The sequence below is a fragment of the Kitasatospora putterlickiae genome (assembly GCF_039527695.1).
Classification (GTDB): Bacteria; Actinomycetota; Actinomycetes; order Streptomycetales; family Streptomycetaceae; genus Kitasatospora; species Kitasatospora putterlickiae.
This window is the reverse complement of record NZ_BAAAKJ010000042.1, coordinates 8,569-22,546: the sequence shown is the minus strand read 5'-3', so window position 1 is coordinate 22,546 and position 13,978 is coordinate 8,569. Positions and strand designations below refer to the sequence as shown.

Annotated in this window: 15 protein-coding genes and 1 pseudogene; 9 read left to right on the top strand and 7 right to left on the bottom strand. The window is 73.1% G+C overall.

The window, feature by feature from the left end; genetic code table 11:
- Nucleotides 1–659: 659 nt before the first annotated feature.
- A complete protein-coding gene (locus ABD308_RS04965; RefSeq protein ID WP_344326469.1) occupies nt 660–1,175 on the bottom strand; it encodes a GNAT family N-acetyltransferase in 516 nt (171 codons plus the stop codon).
- A 351-nt stretch (nt 1,176–1,526) separates the two neighbouring features.
- Here ABD308_RS04965 and ABD308_RS04960 point away from each other — a divergent pair, with 351 nt between their 5' ends.
- Both ABD308_RS04960 and ABD308_RS04955 read left to right on the top strand, forming a co-directional pair.
- Nucleotides 1,527–2,252, top strand: a complete 726-nt coding sequence (locus ABD308_RS04960; protein ID WP_344326457.1) for an alpha/beta fold hydrolase — start codon at nt 1,527–1,529, stop codon at nt 2,250–2,252.
- A gap of 80 nt (nt 2,253–2,332) precedes the next feature.
- Nucleotides 2,333–3,187: an alpha/beta fold hydrolase gene (locus ABD308_RS04955; protein ID WP_344326445.1), complete on the top strand. Its 855-nt coding sequence runs from the start codon at nt 2,333–2,335 to the stop codon at nt 3,185–3,187.
- 121 nt (nt 3,188–3,308) lie between these two features.
- Here ABD308_RS04955 and ABD308_RS04950 read toward each other — a convergent pair whose 3' ends face one another.
- The gene (locus ABD308_RS04950) at nt 3,309–4,184 is read right to left on the bottom strand and encodes a PhzF family phenazine biosynthesis protein (RefSeq protein WP_344326433.1); all 876 of its coding nucleotides are present in this window, start codon (nt 4,182–4,184) and stop codon (nt 3,309–3,311) included.
- Between the two features lie 650 nt (nt 4,185–4,834).
- Nucleotides 4,835–5,656, bottom strand: a complete 822-nt coding sequence (locus ABD308_RS04945) for a LolA-like protein (protein WP_344326399.1) — start codon at nt 5,654–5,656, stop codon at nt 4,835–4,837.
- 221 nt (nt 5,657–5,877) lie between these two features.
- Here ABD308_RS04945 and ABD308_RS04940 point away from each other — a divergent pair, with 221 nt between their 5' ends.
- Both ABD308_RS04940 and ABD308_RS04935 read left to right on the top strand, forming a co-directional pair.
- Nucleotides 5,878–6,219 (top strand): PadR family transcriptional regulator, encoded by a 342-nt coding sequence (locus ABD308_RS04940; protein ID WP_344326370.1) that lies wholly within the window; start codon nt 5,878–5,880, stop codon nt 6,217–6,219.
- Complete coding sequence (locus ABD308_RS04935) at nt 6,216–6,911, top strand: permease prefix domain 1-containing protein (protein WP_344326359.1); 696 nt, start codon at nt 6,216–6,218, stop codon at nt 6,909–6,911. The genes ABD308_RS04940 and ABD308_RS04935 overlap by 4 nt, the downstream gene beginning before the upstream one ends.
- Nucleotides 6,912–6,971: 60 nt before the next feature.
- Here ABD308_RS04935 and ABD308_RS04930 read toward each other — a convergent pair whose 3' ends face one another.
- Nucleotides 6,972–7,451, bottom strand: a complete 480-nt coding sequence (locus ABD308_RS04930; protein ID WP_344326350.1) for a hypothetical protein — start codon at nt 7,449–7,451, stop codon at nt 6,972–6,974.
- A gap of 119 nt (nt 7,452–7,570) precedes the next feature.
- Nucleotides 7,571–7,843, bottom strand: coding sequence for a DUF6422 family protein (locus tag ABD308_RS04925; RefSeq protein WP_344326342.1), 273 nt, complete (start codon nt 7,841–7,843; stop codon nt 7,571–7,573).
- Nucleotides 7,844–8,000: 157 nt separating this feature from the next.
- Here ABD308_RS04925 and ABD308_RS04920 point away from each other — a divergent pair, with 157 nt between their 5' ends.
- From ABD308_RS04920 to ABD308_RS04910, 3 genes are all read left to right on the top strand, one after another.
- Nucleotides 8,001–9,041, top strand: a complete 1,041-nt coding sequence (locus tag ABD308_RS04920) for a methyltransferase (protein ID WP_344326335.1) — start codon at nt 8,001–8,003, stop codon at nt 9,039–9,041.
- Entirely contained in the window at nt 9,038–10,093 is a 1,056-nt protein-coding gene (locus ABD308_RS04915; protein WP_344326328.1) for a methyltransferase, read from the top strand. The genes ABD308_RS04920 and ABD308_RS04915 overlap by 4 nt, the downstream gene beginning before the upstream one ends.
- Before the next feature lie 104 nt (nt 10,094–10,197).
- Nucleotides 10,198–11,586, top strand: a complete 1,389-nt coding sequence (locus ABD308_RS04910; protein WP_344326322.1) for a tryptophanase — start codon at nt 10,198–10,200, stop codon at nt 11,584–11,586.
- An 82-nt stretch (nt 11,587–11,668) separates the two neighbouring features.
- On the opposite strand, the gene ABD308_RS04905 is transcribed toward ABD308_RS04910, so the two are convergent.
- Complete coding sequence (locus ABD308_RS04905) at nt 11,669–11,923, bottom strand: hypothetical protein (RefSeq protein WP_344326317.1); 255 nt, start codon at nt 11,921–11,923, stop codon at nt 11,669–11,671.
- A 271-nt stretch (nt 11,924–12,194) separates the two neighbouring features.
- Here ABD308_RS04905 and ABD308_RS04900 point away from each other — a divergent pair, with 271 nt between their 5' ends.
- Nucleotides 12,195–12,647 (top strand): AraC family transcriptional regulator, encoded by a 453-nt coding sequence (locus ABD308_RS04900; RefSeq protein ID WP_344326310.1) that lies wholly within the window; start codon nt 12,195–12,197, stop codon nt 12,645–12,647.
- 431 nt (nt 12,648–13,078) lie between these two features.
- Nucleotides 13,079–13,672, top strand: coding sequence for a choice-of-anchor C family protein (locus ABD308_RS04895; RefSeq protein WP_344326286.1), 594 nt, complete (start codon nt 13,079–13,081; stop codon nt 13,670–13,672).
- A gap of 25 nt (nt 13,673–13,697) precedes the next feature.
- On the opposite strand, the pseudogene ABD308_RS04890 reads toward ABD308_RS04895, so the two are convergent.
- Nucleotides 13,698–13,978 (bottom strand): annotated as a pseudogene (locus tag ABD308_RS04890) (hypothetical protein); the annotation flags it as partial.

Below are 13,978 nucleotides of genomic sequence, written 5' to 3'. Positions count from 1 at the left end.
CCTCCTCGGTTCCGGTGTACGGACGGGTGACCCGTCCAAGGCTGTCCCGACCACTACCGCACCGCACCGCGGGCGGCCCCATCAACGCACCGGTGTTCCGCCGCCCGGGGAAGGCCCCGGCAGCCCTCCGCCGTCGGACCGCGGACGACCGGACCGCGGACGACCGGACCGCGACCCTGCGGACGCGGACGTGGCACCCTGTCGGCTCGGCTGCGGCGTACACCGCCGACACACCGAAGCTTGACCCGTTGCTCCCGCCGCGCTCAAGGCCGCGCGAAGGCCGCCGACCAACACGCGCCATGCGCGGCCACTCGACGGCGCGCGGGCTGAACGCCCGCGACTTGACGGTCCGGAGGTTCCGGGCGGCATGCTGCTTCGCGTGGGTCTTCAGCCACCTCGCCCTCGGAGGCCGCCGTGGTCGCGGTGGTGTGCGCGGTGCCCTGCGAGCGGTGGGCACGCAGCTCGGTGAGCCGGCCGGCCACCCGGGCGTCGTGCGCCGCGAGCGCCCGCAGGACCCGCAGGACCCGCAGGACCCGCCAGATCGTGCGGAAGGAGCTCGCTTCGGTCCCGGCGTCGGCAGCGCGGCCCCGTCCCACGCTGACCGGAACGCCGTCCGGGACTGCTGGACGCGCTGAGAGCCGGCCGCCGCGCCGCCGGGATCACGCCCCGGGCGGAAGGGCCAGTTCGTAGCGGCTGAGCCACACCCCCGGGTGGCCGCCCGCCGGTACGTCCCCCCGGTGCACGAACCCCCGGCCCTCGTAGTACGCCCGCAACCGCTCGTTGTGCCGGACGCAGTCCAGGCGCAGCGCGTCGGCGCCCCGCTCCCGGGCCGACTCGCGGGCGCGGTCCAGGATCACCGCGCCGAGCCCCGGCACCCGGCGGCGCACCGCGAGCCGGTGCACGTACCCGGCGGTGCCGCCGAGCTCCGCCCACATCGGATCGGCCCAATCCAGGGTGAACGTGCCCGCGGGCTCGCCGTCGACGTCCACCAGCCAGGTCTCGCCGCGGGCGATCGCGCCGTCGACCCAGTGCGTGTCGAAGCGCGTCGGCCACTGCTGGACACCCTTCGCACCGAGCCAGGCCGCGGCCTCGTCCAGCACGCCAAGTACCTCGTGCGTGTGCTCACCGGCGGCGCGCCGGAAGGTCACACCATCTCTGTTCCAGTCGACCGTCATGATCCGGATTCTCGCAGCCGCCCCGCCGGCACCCCCGACCCGGCCCCGACCGGCCCGCCCTGCGCCGACCGGCGCCCAGCCTGCGCCGTCGATGGCCACCGCGGGGGTCCCGACAGCGATGGGCCGCGGATCGGCTCACCGGGCGGCCGCTCCGGTCACCTCCGGTGGGCGCGGCCGGGCCACCGTCAAAGCGCTGACGGGCAAACGCGTCCGGCTTCCCGTCCCTACCGTTCCTGACGTACCGGCGGCGGCCGGCCCGACCTGCTCCGCCGCACCGGCACAGCACCGGGCCGCCGTCCCGGGCCGGTGTCGTGCCGCCCCGCGGCCCTGCCACGAAGAGGAAGTCCTCCCATGTCCCGTTCCCCCCGCCCGACCGTCGTCCTCGTCCACGGCGCGTTCGCCGACGCATCCAGCTTCGCGCAGGTGATCCCCCGGCTCATCGACCGGGGCCTGGACGTGGTCGCGCCGGCGGTTCCCAACCGGAGCCTGCTCGGTGACGCCGCCTACATCGCCTCGCTCGTGCGGCAGATCCCCGGTCCCGTCGTCCTGGTGGGCCACTCCTACGGTGGCGCCGTCATCACCGTCGCCGGCACCGAGGACAACGTCAAGGCGCTGGTCTACCTGGCCGGCTACGCCCTGGAGGAGGGCGAGAGCCTCGGCGAACTGCAGGGCCGTTTCCCCGACTCCGGGCTTTCCACGGCCCTCGTCCACACCTCGTTCCCGCTCGATGGCGCGGCCGGCACCGGCACCGATGTGACGGTGCGGCCCGACCGGTTCCCGGCCATCTTCGCCGCCGACGTCGACCCCCGCCTCGCCGAGGTCCTGGCCGTCTCGCAGCGCCCGCTGGCGGCGCAGGCGTTCGCCGACGCGGCGCCGGCCGCCGCCTGGAAGACCAAGCCCTCCTGGGGCCTGGTCGCCTCCTCGGACCGCACCATCAACCCGGACGTCGAGCGCTACGGCTACCGGCGGGCCGGCATGACCACCGTCGAGGTCGACTCCTCCCACCTGGTGATGCTCTCCCACCCCCAGCGCGTCGCCGACCTGATCGAGGAGGCCGTCCGGGCCACCCGCGACTGAGGCCGGAAAACCCCACCGCCGGCTTCCCCTCGCCCGTCCGGCCGACGGACGCGGCCCTTCCTCACCCGAACCGGAGAACCATGAACTCCCCCATCTCACGCCGCGCCGTGACGGCGTCCCTCCTGGCCGGCGCCGCCGTGCTGGGCACCGCCGGAATCGCGTCCGCCGTGCCGGCCCCGGCGGCGGGCCGGCCCCACGGGCCCCACGAGCACCCGCAGGACCCCACCATCGTCCTGATCCACGGCGCCTTCGCCGACGCCTCCAGCTGGAACGGCGTGATCGGGCGCCTGCAGCGGCAGGGCCACCGCGTGCTGGCGCCGGCCCTGCCGCTGCGCGGACTCGCGAGCGACGCCGCCTACATCCGCAGCGTCCTCGACAGCCTCAGCGGCCCGATCGTGCTGGTGGGGCACTCCTACGGCGGCGCGGTCATCAGCCAGGCCGCGGCCGGCGCGGACCGGGTCAAGGCCCTGGTCTACATCGCCGCGTTCGTCCCCGAGGTCGGGGAGAGCGCGCTGCAGCTCACCGGCAAGTTCCCGGGCAGCACCCTGGGACAGGCCACCGCCACCCAGCACTACCCGCTGCCCGGCGGCGGCCAGGGCGACGAACTGGTCATCCGGCGGGACGTGTTCCGCCAGCAGTTCGCGGCCGGTGTCCCCGTCCGGACCGCCCAGGTGATGGCCGCGGGCCAGCGGCCGATCGCCCTGGCCGCGCTCCAGGAACCCGCGACCGCGGCGGCGTGGAAGACGATCCCCAGCTGGTACCTCGTCGCGACCGAGGACCGGAACATCCCGCCGGCCGCCGAGCGGTGGATGGCCACGCGGGCCCGCGCCCGCACCGTGACCGTCCGCGCGCCGCACGCCGTGTCCGTGAGCGACCCCGGCCCCGTCACCGACCTGGTCCTGAGCGCCGTTCGCTCCGTCCGCTCCGGCCGCTGACCCCGGACACGCCGCCCAGCCGTACGGCGGCGCGGCGGTGAAACGCCCCCGGCCAGGCCCTGAACCGGGCAGGCACCGTCCGCACCGGGCGGTGCCTGCCCACCGCCGGCCCCGTTGGGGCTCAGGCCCGGTCAGCCGTCTCGTCCAGGTTGAGCCGCCCCTGGACCAAGGTGCGTACCCCGCCGCCGACGCTCGCGAGCACACCTCGACCGGCTTGCCCACGGGCCTTCACCCGCATTCTGGCGAAGCCGAGTTCGGCGGTGCCCTGGACGACGTCGAACGCCAGCGACTCCTCGGGCCGCCCCTGGTGCGCGAGCCACCCCGCCACCGCCAGCGCGGCCGAGCCGGTGGCGGGGTCCTCCGCGCACACCGGCTCGGGAACGAAGACCCGGGTACGGACCTCGGGCAGCCGGGGAACGAACACCGCCACCCCGAAGACGTCGGCCAGTCCAGGGACCCGCTCGGCGAGCGCCGCGACCTCAAGCGGCAGGGCCCGGGCGGCTCGGAGATCAGCGGCACTCACCGGGAGGCAGACGAACCCGAGCCCAGCCGATGCCGGTCGCACCGGCCCCGCGGCCGCGTCCGGAGCGAGCCCCACCGCCTCGCACACGAGGTCCGGCGCGACGGGCGGACCCACCTGACAGAGCCGTTCCTCCAGGGCCGCGCTGTCCATTCCCGGTCCCACGCGCGCGCGGACGATCCCGCCGCGAGTGCGCATCGCGACCCAGCCGGGCGTGGCCAGACCCCGCTGCACCGCCACGACGGCCGCTCCCACGAGCGGATGACCCGCGAAGTCCAACTCCACGTAGGGAGTGAAGATCCGTACCTCCACCTCCCCGCCGTCACCGCGGCGCAGGAAGACGGTCTCCGGCATGGCCAGGCGGGCGGCCAGACGCTGCATCAGCGCGTCGTCACACGCGTCCTCACACAGGACCACACCGAGCGGCCCGCCGGTCAGGGGTTCACTTCCGAACACCTCTACCAGCTCAAACTCCATGCCGACCCCCACCAGATCCGTTCCAAGCCTCGGCGGCGCGGCTCGTCATCGCGGTTTCCTTCCGAACAGGCAACTCGGTTGTCATCGGCCGGGCCACTGCCTGTACCTGTCGTGGCCGGCGCCGGCGGACGTGCTGATCACTGGGCCGGCGGGGGCAGTTCGCGCAGGACGGCCGAGGCGAGTGCCGCGTCCAGGGCGCCGCCCGCGAGGTCGGCGACCGTGATCGCTCCGTCTGGCCGGTCGACGAACCTTCGAGCAGGGGACCGACGGGTGTGCCGCCGGACTCGGTGGAGCCGACGCACCCTATGAAACTGGACTATATATCCAGACTGGACCAAGCGTCCATTTCGAGTCACCCCTGGAGCGGCACCCGCCCGACCTCGCCCGCGACGTCCGCCCGCGCTGTGATCGGGCCGCGCGCTCGGCTTCGTAAGCGCAGGCCGGAGGGGGGCGGCTTGAGCTTCTCGTCCGCTTCGGCGGACGTCGAGTCGGACCAGCGTGCCAGTGAGGCCGCGCGGCACGGCCGCCAGCGGGGACGGGCGATGCGAACGAAGGGCGGTGACGCCGGCCTCGAACGCTCGGGCCGGCACGCCGCCGCGCCGGACGTGAACGGGGCCCCGGCCAGGCGGTGAGCGCCAGCGGGACCGGACTCAGGAGGCGGTGACGGGTTCGTCGTCGGTGGGCGCGGCGATGGTCACGGGGTCGCCGAACTCGGTGAAGGTGATCTTGTTGACGACGGGCCGGCCCCGAAGGGTCATCCGCTGCTCGAAGCGGAGCGTGCGGCCCTGGCCGTCGATCCACTGGTCGCAGTCGAAGGCGGCGACCTTGCCCTTCATCGAGCGGTAGACCTGCGGGTCGATGGCGGCGATCTGCTCCGCCTCAAGGCGGCCGGACAGGTGGTAGGCGGGGGTACCCGCGATGTCCTCCATGCCCTTGCGGCCCGAGGGACCGGTGGCCAGCAACAGCGCGGCGTACTTCGCGTAGTCCGCCTGGTCCTGGCCGGATCGCGGGGTCTTGAGCCAGGAGCTGCCCGGCTTCGTCAGGTCGCGGCTGTAGGCGGAGCCTTCGACGAGGACGATCTCCATGTGGATGGCGGTCTCCTCCCCGGGCGTGTCCACGGAGCGCAGTACCATCCGGCCGGTCATGGGCGCGTTGGGGTTGACCCGTCCCTTCATCCTGCTCGACTCCGCGCCGGCGATCTCACTGATCGTGGACATGATGGCGGAGTACGGCGCCCGCTTGGCGGCCAGGGCCTGCTCGGGGTCGAAGGCGCCCGGCACAGGGCTCGCAGGAGCCGTGCTCGTGGGATTCGTGCTCGTGGGGGCGCCGGTGGGCGCCGCGGTGGCGGAGGCACTCAGCGGGGTCGGGGAGGCGGTGGCCGCGGCCGTGCCGGCGCCGTCGTCCTTGCAACCGGTCAGAGCGGTGAGAGCGAGCGCCGCCGCTGCGGCGGTGAGCGCGATGGTGCGGCGCATGGGTCACGGGCTCCTCGGGTCCGAATGGTGCGACGATCTTGCCATATCAACTGACCGCACCTGCCTCGCCGCCTGGAGAAGCCGGCCTGTGGCACGGAGCGGCCGAGGCCACGCGCGCGACGCCGGCGTGGGCCCTCCCGCCGGGACGCATGCGCGGCCGCCAACAGGCGGTACGGCCATAGGCGGTACGCCGATACCCGGCTTGTGTAGGCTGCCGACCTATGAGACAGGATGCGGTGCGCGGCCACCTGGACGGACTGCTGCTGGCCGTGCTCGAACCCGGGCCCCTGCACGGCTACGCGATCATCACCTCCGTCCAGCAGCGCAGCGGCGGCGCGCTCGAACTGCGCACGGGCACGATCTATCCGGCGCTCAACCGGCTCGAACGCATCGGGCTGCTGCGCAGCAGCTGGCAGTCCGCCGGCGAACGGCGCAGGCGGTGTTACGAGCTGACCGAGGCCGGACGCCGGACCCTGGCCAACGAGCGGACGGCGTGGCAGGAGTTCACCACCGCCATCGGATCGGTCCTGAACCCCGTCCCGCCGCCCGGAGCCGCCACATGAGCGCCCTCACCCCGCGGACCGACCCCATCGAGGACTACGTCTCCACCCTGTCCGCCGCCGTGCACGGCCCGGCGCGCACCAAGGCGCGCATGGTGGCCGAGGTGCGTGAGGACCTCACCGACGCGGTGTCGCAGCGCACCCGGGCGGGGCTGACGTACCAGCGTGCCGCCGACCAGGCGGTGCGGGAGTTCGGGACCGCCGACGAACTCGTGACGAGCTGGCAGCACGAACTGACGATCGCCCAGGCCCGGCACACCGCGCGGGCCGTCGCGCTCACCGTGCCCTTCGTGATCGCCTGCTGGTACCTGGTCCGGCGGGCCGGCGGCGGGCAGGCCTGGGAAGTGCCGCGCACGGCCCAGTTGTTGGCCGTCCACCTGGCCGGCGTCTCGGCCGTCGCCGCGCTGCTCGCCGCCGTGGCCCTGGCGGCCACCGGCCCGCTCGCCCGCCGGCTGCCCACACCCGATCGGCTGCCGCTCGCCGTCGCGTGGGGCGCCACCGCCGCCAGCGCCTCCATGGCCGTCGCCACCCTCGCCCTCGCCGTCGCGGCCGCCCTGGGAACCGACTGGCCGCTGCTCGCCTTCGCCGGGGCCCTCGCCGCCGCCTCGCACGCCCTGGTGGCGGGCTCGGCCCGCTCCTGCCGACGGTGCGCCCGGCTGCCGGTCGTCCAGGCGCCGGGAGCCGGGGAGCACTGAGCGCGAGCGGAGACACGGAGTGCCCGGACCGCTTGCGCGCGGCGCGACGGCGTTCGGGGATCAGGCTCCGGTCGTGGAGCCGGGACGGACGATCATCAGGACGACCACGACGGCCCAGAGCAGGTTGAAGATCCCGGTGACCATGGCCAGCCGCGCCGCCGCGGACCGGGCCGCCTCCTCCGCCACCACACCGGCGGGCCGGGCGAGCAACCGCTCCTGAGCGGGCAGGATCGCCGTCAGCAACAGGGCCGCGGCGGTCGCCGTGAGAATGACCGAGGCGATGAGCCAGGCATCACCCAGCACGCCCATCCGAGCACCGGTGGCGAATCCGAAGACCGGCACGGCGAGGCCGACGACGGTGTACCCCCGGCAGATCCGGTGCAGCATCGCCGGGCCGGCGGGGGTGCGCTCCTCCCCGGCCGGATCGTCGTCCCCGGTCCGGGGTTTGACGAAGCGCGGGAACATCGACGCCGCCACCGTGATCGGGCCGATCGCGACGATCGACGCCAGCACGTGGACCGAGAGCAGCAGTTTGGTCACCGGGACCCCCATGAGTTGTCTGGCAACATGTTGGTTGCCAACTCATAGGTATCACGGATCGGTCTGCTTACGTAGGCTGCCTACCTGTTTTGGGCCTGCTCCCGCACCGGGGGCCGCGGTCAGAACACGTCGTGGTTGGTGAAGTGATGGCCGCAGCGGGCGGGGAAGACGCGGCGGCAGAGAAGGCCTCCGGTGGCGGGGGAGCCGGAGCCCAGGGTGAAGGATTCGCATTCGCAGAGGCGGCACGGGGTGCCTTCGGGTTCTCCGCCCAGGTCGACGCCCGCTTCGGAGATCCGGGACCACGCGGCGGCGAAGGCGTCGGCGACGCTGGTCGTGGCGTCGTCGACCACTTTGCGCTGCTCGTCGGTGAGCTTCCTTCCGCGGTCGGACATGGCTACCTCCCGGTGAGGACGGCCCCTCGTTCCACGGTCCTGCGGGCCGCGCGGGAATGCAAACGGGGCGTGTTCGGCCGGTCGCGCGGCGGATGCGGGTGCGCAGTACATCGGGAGGGCCGGTGTCGCGGTGTCCGAGGAGTTCCGGAGGACCGCCATGAGTACAGAGACCGTGCCGCTTCCACTGCTGAACCTGACGTTCGGAGTGCACGCGTTCAAGGCGTTGGCCCTGGCCACCGAGTTGGGGGTGTTCACCGAGTTGTCCGGCGGCACGACGAGCGTGGGCCGGTTCGCCGAGCGGCACGGCATCGAGGAGCGGCCCGCCGAACTGCTGCTCACCGCGTGCACCGCGCTCGGGCTGCTGCGGCGCGACGACGCGGGGACGTACCGGAACACGGACCTGTCCGAGGAGTTCCTGGTGCGCGGCAAGCCGTACTACTTCGGGGGCTGGGTGGCGGTCGTCGACCAGCACGAGTACCCGGCCTACCTCAGGCTGGCGGACTCCCTGCGCGGTAACCACCCCGTCAGCTGGGATCCCGTGCGCCAGGAGTCGCTGTTCGCGCCGGACGACCCGGTGATGCTGGAGCACTTCTGGGAGGGCATGCACGCGCTGTCCGCGTTCACCGCCCGCCGGCTCGCCGAGTCCCTGGACTTCACGGCGATCCGCCGCGTCCTGGACGTGGGCGGCGGCGGGGGCGCGTTCGCCGTCGAGCTGTGCCGGCACCACCCCGCGCTGCGGGTCACCGTCTTCGACCTGCCGTTCGTCTGCGAGCTCACCGCCCCCCGCATCGGCGCGGCCGGCCTGGAGAAGCGGATCGACCTCGCCGGCGGGGACTTCTTCACCGACCCGCTCCCCGGCGGCCACGACACCGTGCTGCTCTCCAACATCCTGCACGACTGGGGCGAGCGGGACGCCCGGCGGATCCTGGCCGCCTGCGCCGAGGCGCTGCCCGACAACGGCCTGCTGGTCATCTGCGAGTCGTTCGTCGCCGACGACAAGCGCGGCCCCCGGCCGGCCGCCCTCATGAGCCTGAACATGCTGGTGGAGACCTGGGGCCGCAACTACACGGTGGCCGAGTACACCGCGTGGCTGCGGGAGCGGGGCCTGGTGACGGAGCGTGTGCTGTCCCTGGACGGGGCGCCCACGACCGGCGCGCTCGTGGCACGCAAGGTCCCGACACGAAGGAACCACCCATGACCACGTCCCCGGTCCGGGCCCTGGAGGAGCTGGAGGACCTGACGCCCGTGCTCTTCGGGCACGCCGCCTTCCAGTACCTCAACGCAGGCTGCGAGCTGGGCCTGTTCGACCTGCTGCACGACACCCCGGACCTCACCAAGGAGCACGTGGGCCGGGAGCTGGCACTGGCCGCGCGCGCCACCGACATCCTGCTGCTCGGCACCACCGCGCTGGGCCTGACGACCGTCCGCGAGGACGGCCGCTACCGCGACGCCCCCGTCATCGAGCACCTCTTCACCGACGGCCGGTGGCCGCGCTTCACCAGCGTGGTGGCGTTCGAGGCGCACATCGTCTACGAGGCCCAGGCCGACTTCACCGCGTCCTTGCGCGAGAACGGCAACGTCGGGCTGCGCCGGATCCGCGGCACCGGCCGCGACCTGTACCACCGGCTCGCCGAGAACCCGGAACTCGAACGGGTCTTCTACCGCTACATGCGCGCCTGGTCGGAACTGTCCAACCCGCTGCTGCTCGCCCACGGCGGCTTCGCGGCGGCCGGGTCGGTGCTCGACGTGGGCGGCGGCGACGCGGTGAACGCCATCGCGCTCGCCCGTACCCACCCCCACCTGCGGATCACCATCCTGGAGCTTCCCGCCACCACGCCCCTCGCGCGCCGGCGGATCGAGGACAGCGGACTCGCCGACCGGATCACCGTGCACGAGGGCGACATGTTCCAGGACCCCTTCCCGGCGGCGGACCGGGTGCTGTTCGCCCACCAACTGGTCATCTGGGACGCCCACGAGAACCTCGCCCTGCTCCAGCAGGCCCACAAGGCCCTGCCCGAGGGCGGCCAGGTGGTCGTCTTCAGCTCCTTCTCCGACGACCGGGGCGACGGCCCGCTCATGGCCGCGCTGGACAGCGTCTACTTCGCCTCGCTGCCCGCCCGCGGCGGCATGATCCACCCCTGGTACCGGTACGAGCAGTGGCTGACCGAGGCCGGTTTCGACCCGACCGGCATCACCCGCACCGTGGCCGCCTCCTGGACGCCGCACGGCATCGTCACCGCCGTCAAGTAGCCCGCGTCATCCGTCGACGCCCCGCCGGCACCCGTCGAGCCCCGCCGACACCCGTCGCCACCCCGTCGCCCCCCGTCGATCCACTCCCCCACCCGGAGGTGCCCATGACGGCCGTCTACCCCGCGGAGCCCTGGCGGATCAAAATGGTCGAACCGCTGCGCACCACCACCCGCGAGGAACGCGAGCGCGCCCTGCGCGCGGCCGGCTACAACCCCTGCCTGCTGCGTGCCGAGGACGTCTACATCGACCTGTTCACCGACTCCGGCACCAACGCCATGTCCGACCTGCAGTGGTCCGCCATGATGCGCGGCGACGAGTCGTACTGCGGGGCCGCCAGCTTCTACCGGATGCGGGACGCCGTGCGCGCCCACTGCGGCTACGAGCACGTCATCCCCGTCCACCAGGGCCGCGGCGCGGAGAACCTGCTCTCCCGGATGCTCATCCACCCCGGCCACCACGTCCCCGGCAACATGTACTTCACCACCACCCGCGCCCACCAGGAACTCAACGGCAGCACCTTCCACGACGTCATCGTCGACGCCGCCCACGACCCCGCCGACGAGAGCCCGTTCAAGGGCGACGTCGACCTGGCCAAGCTGGAGAAGCTGATCGGGGAGGTCGGCGCCGACGCCATCCCGTACGTGTGCGTCGGGGCGCCGGTGAACATGGCCGGCGGCCAGCCCATCAGCATGGACTGCCTCGCCCGCGTCCGCGAACTCACCGCCCACCACGGCATCATGGTGGTCCTGGACGCGGCCCGCGCCGTGGAGAACGCCTACTTCGTCCAGCAGCGGGAACCCGGCTGGAGCCAGCGCACCATCGCCGACATCCTGCACGCGATGTGCGACCTGACCGACGGCGCCACGATGTCCGCGAAGAAGGACAGCTTCGCCAACATCGGCGGCTGGCTGGGCCTGCGCGACGCCGACCAGGCCGAGCAGGCGCGCGGTCTGGTGGTCCTCTACGAGGGCATGCACACCTACGGCGGCATGGCCGGCCGCGACATGGAGGCCATCGCCCAGGGCATCGTCGAATCGGTCCAGGAGGACGGCATCCGCGCCCGCGTCGCCCAGGTCGCTTACCTGGGCCAGCGCCTCATCGACGCCGGCGTCCCCGTGGTGCGCCCCATCGGCGGCCACTGCGTCTGCCTGGACGCGGCCGCCATCCTCGCCCACATCCCGCAACGTCTCTTCCCCGCCCAGACCCTGCTCGCCGAGCTCTACCTCCACGCGGGCGTTCGTGGTGTCGAACGCGGCATCGTCTCCGCCGGCCGCGACCCGGTGACCGGCGAGAACCGCGCCCCGGCCCTGGAACTCGTCCGCCTCGCCATCCCCCGCCGCGTCTACACCCGCGCCCACCTCGACGCCGTCGCGGACGCCGTCACCGACCTCCACCGCGAACGCCGCGCCATCACCCACGGCCTGCGCTTCACCTACGAGCCGCGCCACCTGCGCTTCTTCCAGGCCCGCTACGAACCCGTCCCGGCCGGCTGACCCGGCACACCCGCGCCGATCCGGGCCGCGGCACCACCGCCCCCGCGGTGCGGGCCGGGGCGGTGGGCCGGGCGGCGGAGGGTCAGCTCACGCAGGTCACGATGACGACCCAGTAGCCGGGCGCGATCACCTCGTTCTCCTGGGCGCACTGGTCGTCGGTGTACCCGGCGGCGTGGGCGGCGGCCCAGGCGTGAGGGGCGGCGTACGTCGGGTTGGTGCCGTAGGCCTTGAAATACCTGATCGTGGCGGCCTGGGCACCGCTGGCGGTGCCGGCGAGGCCGAGCAGGGCCGCCGTGGTGAGGGTGACGGCGGCGATGCGACGGGGAAGCGAACCCATGGCTGTTCTCCACATTCTCTGATGGATCGCGTGGATGTCAGACGCACGTGCGGTGGCACGGCAAGCAGGGACTGTAGCAACCGGGGTGAACAGCCGACAGATGCCGGACGACCGAGGTCGACCAGGGTCAGGAGCATCCACCGACATCTCCGGATTTAAAGGGCCGTCACATCCTTTTTATACCTTGCTACCGTTGCGCCCGGCGCCAGTTGAAACTCGAAGCTCGAAAATCGAGGATCGAACTCGAAAAACGAACGGAGAAATCGGGGAAATGTTCACGCTGGAGGAAATACCGGAATCCCGTATCGCCTACCTGCGGCGCACCGGCCCGTACGGCGCCGGAAACGGGATCCAGATGGAGCGGCTCAAGGCCTGGGCGAGCGCGCAGCGGTGGCCGTCGGCCGACACCGCCGTCCTGGGCATCGCCCACGACGACCCCGCCCGCACCCCGGCCGACGTCTGCCGCTACGACACCTGCCTCGTCGTGCCGGACGACGCCGACATCCGGGGCCCCGGGATCCGGGAGACCCGCCTCGCCGGCGGACGCTACGCCGTCCTCACCGTCGCCCACACCTCCGAGGCCCTGGAACGGGCCTGGAGCGGCCTGTTCGACGGCCTCGCCGACCGCGACCTCGCGTTCGACGCGACCCGCCCCGTGCTCGAACGGTACCGCCCCGTGCTTCTCGCCCAGCACCTGTGCGAGATCTGCGTCCCGGTCCACTGACCCTTCCGGTGCCGCGCGGGGAACGCGGTCACGTTCCCCGCGCGGCACGACCGGTGTCAGTACATGTCGCTCTGCCGGGCGAAGAGATCCGAGTCGTGAATGACTTTCGGTGAGGTTCGGCGCGATCGCGGGATCGCGCCATTCCGAGGCGGAGCGCGTGGTGTGAGGGGGGTGTGCGAAGTAGGGTCCGCTCCCCCGGACGAGCCGTATGGCCGTCGGCGGTTCGGCGGGGAGCGCCGCGCGGGAGGGGCCGGATGGGCCGCCCTGACGGGGCCGGGCCGTTCAAACCGGCGTGCGGGAGCCCGTGCGCGGACTTCGCGCGATACCGGGCGCCAGATCCCCGGCCTTGGCAGGGATCATCGCGTCGGTGGACGCTCTGTGCGCAGCCGATCTTCGGTTGATCCGTCCAACAGCCTTTTGGAGGGCCATCCATGTCGTTCCCGCGTGCTCGCGTCGCCGTCGCCGCCCTGCTCGTCGCCGGCGCCACCGCGCTGGCCGGTCCCGCCCAGGCCGCCGGCGGCCACCGCGCCCTGAGCCACTTCGACGACGGCAGCTTCGAGACGCCCAAGGCCCCGGCCAACTCCTTCACCGGAGTGGCCGCCGGTCAGGCCATCGGGCCGTGGACCGTCACCGCCGGCAGCGTCGACCTGATCGGCGCCGGCTTCTGGCAGGCCGCCGAGGGCGACCAGTCGCTGGACCTCAACGGCGGCAACGCCGGCACCGTCGCGCAGAGCTTCACCACCGTCCCCGGCACCACCTACTCCGTCACCTACGCGCTGGCCGGCAACCCCGGGGGCGGGCCGGCCCTGCGGACCGGCCGGACGCTGATCGACGGCCAGAACTTCCAGGACTTCTCCTTCGACGTCACGGGGAAGACCAGGACCGCCATGGGCTACGTGGGGCGGCAGTTCACCTTCGTCGCGCAGAACACGTCCACCACGCTGAGCTTCGTCAGCACGGTCGTCGGGGCGTACGGCCCGGTCATCGACAACGTCCAGGTGAAGGAGTGCGTCTGCTGCGGGTGACCGGCCGCCGGGGTCCGCGCCCGGGCTACCGGACGGTGTCGCCGGGCTCGCGCGCCACCGTCCAGGTGCCGCCGTCCAGGGCGTAGACCGGCGGCCTGGTCCGCACCCACACATGGGCGAACGGCATGTCGTACGCACCGGACCCGCCGATCACCACCACGTCGCCCGGCCCCGCGTCCGCCGGGCCGGCGCCCGGTCCGGGCTCGGGTGCGCGCTCTGGCTCGGGCTCGGGGGCCAGCAGCCCCTTGGTCTCGGGGGCGGGCGGGGCGAGCGGGATCTCCACGGTCGGTTCGACGACCGGGGCGG

Excerpts from the sequence above, each read along its gene's own strand:
- ABD308_RS04965 (WP_344326469.1), bottom strand. The coding sequence starts at position 1,175 with ATGACGGTCGACTGGAACAGAGATGGTGTGACCTTCCGGCGCGCCGCC.
- ABD308_RS04960 (WP_344326457.1), top strand. The coding sequence starts at position 1,527 with ATGTCCCGTTCCCCCCGCCCGACCGTCGTCCTCGTCCACGGCGCGTTC.
- ABD308_RS04955 (WP_344326445.1), top strand. The coding sequence starts at position 2,333 with ATGAACTCCCCCATCTCACGCCGCGCCGTGACGGCGTCCCTCCTGGCC.
- ABD308_RS04950 (WP_344326433.1), bottom strand. The coding sequence starts at position 4,184 with ATGGAGTTTGAGCTGGTAGAGGTGTTCGGAAGTGAACCCCTGACCGGC.
- ABD308_RS04945 (WP_344326399.1), bottom strand. The coding sequence starts at position 5,656 with ATGCGCCGCACCATCGCGCTCACCGCCGCAGCGGCGGCGCTCGCTCTC.
- ABD308_RS04940 (WP_344326370.1), top strand. The coding sequence starts at position 5,878 with ATGAGACAGGATGCGGTGCGCGGCCACCTGGACGGACTGCTGCTGGCC.
- ABD308_RS04935 (WP_344326359.1), top strand. The coding sequence starts at position 6,216 with ATGAGCGCCCTCACCCCGCGGACCGACCCCATCGAGGACTACGTCTCC.
- ABD308_RS04925 (WP_344326342.1), bottom strand. The coding sequence starts at position 7,843 with ATGTCCGACCGCGGAAGGAAGCTCACCGACGAGCAGCGCAAAGTGGTC.
- ABD308_RS04920 (WP_344326335.1), top strand. The coding sequence starts at position 8,001 with ATGAGTACAGAGACCGTGCCGCTTCCACTGCTGAACCTGACGTTCGGA.
- ABD308_RS04915 (WP_344326328.1), top strand. The coding sequence starts at position 9,038 with ATGACCACGTCCCCGGTCCGGGCCCTGGAGGAGCTGGAGGACCTGACG.
- ABD308_RS04910 (WP_344326322.1), top strand. The coding sequence starts at position 10,198 with ATGACGGCCGTCTACCCCGCGGAGCCCTGGCGGATCAAAATGGTCGAA.
- ABD308_RS04905 (WP_344326317.1), bottom strand. The coding sequence starts at position 11,923 with ATGGGTTCGCTTCCCCGTCGCATCGCCGCCGTCACCCTCACCACGGCG.
- ABD308_RS04900 (WP_344326310.1), top strand. The coding sequence starts at position 12,195 with ATGTTCACGCTGGAGGAAATACCGGAATCCCGTATCGCCTACCTGCGG.
- ABD308_RS04895 (WP_344326286.1), top strand. The coding sequence starts at position 13,079 with ATGTCGTTCCCGCGTGCTCGCGTCGCCGTCGCCGCCCTGCTCGTCGCC.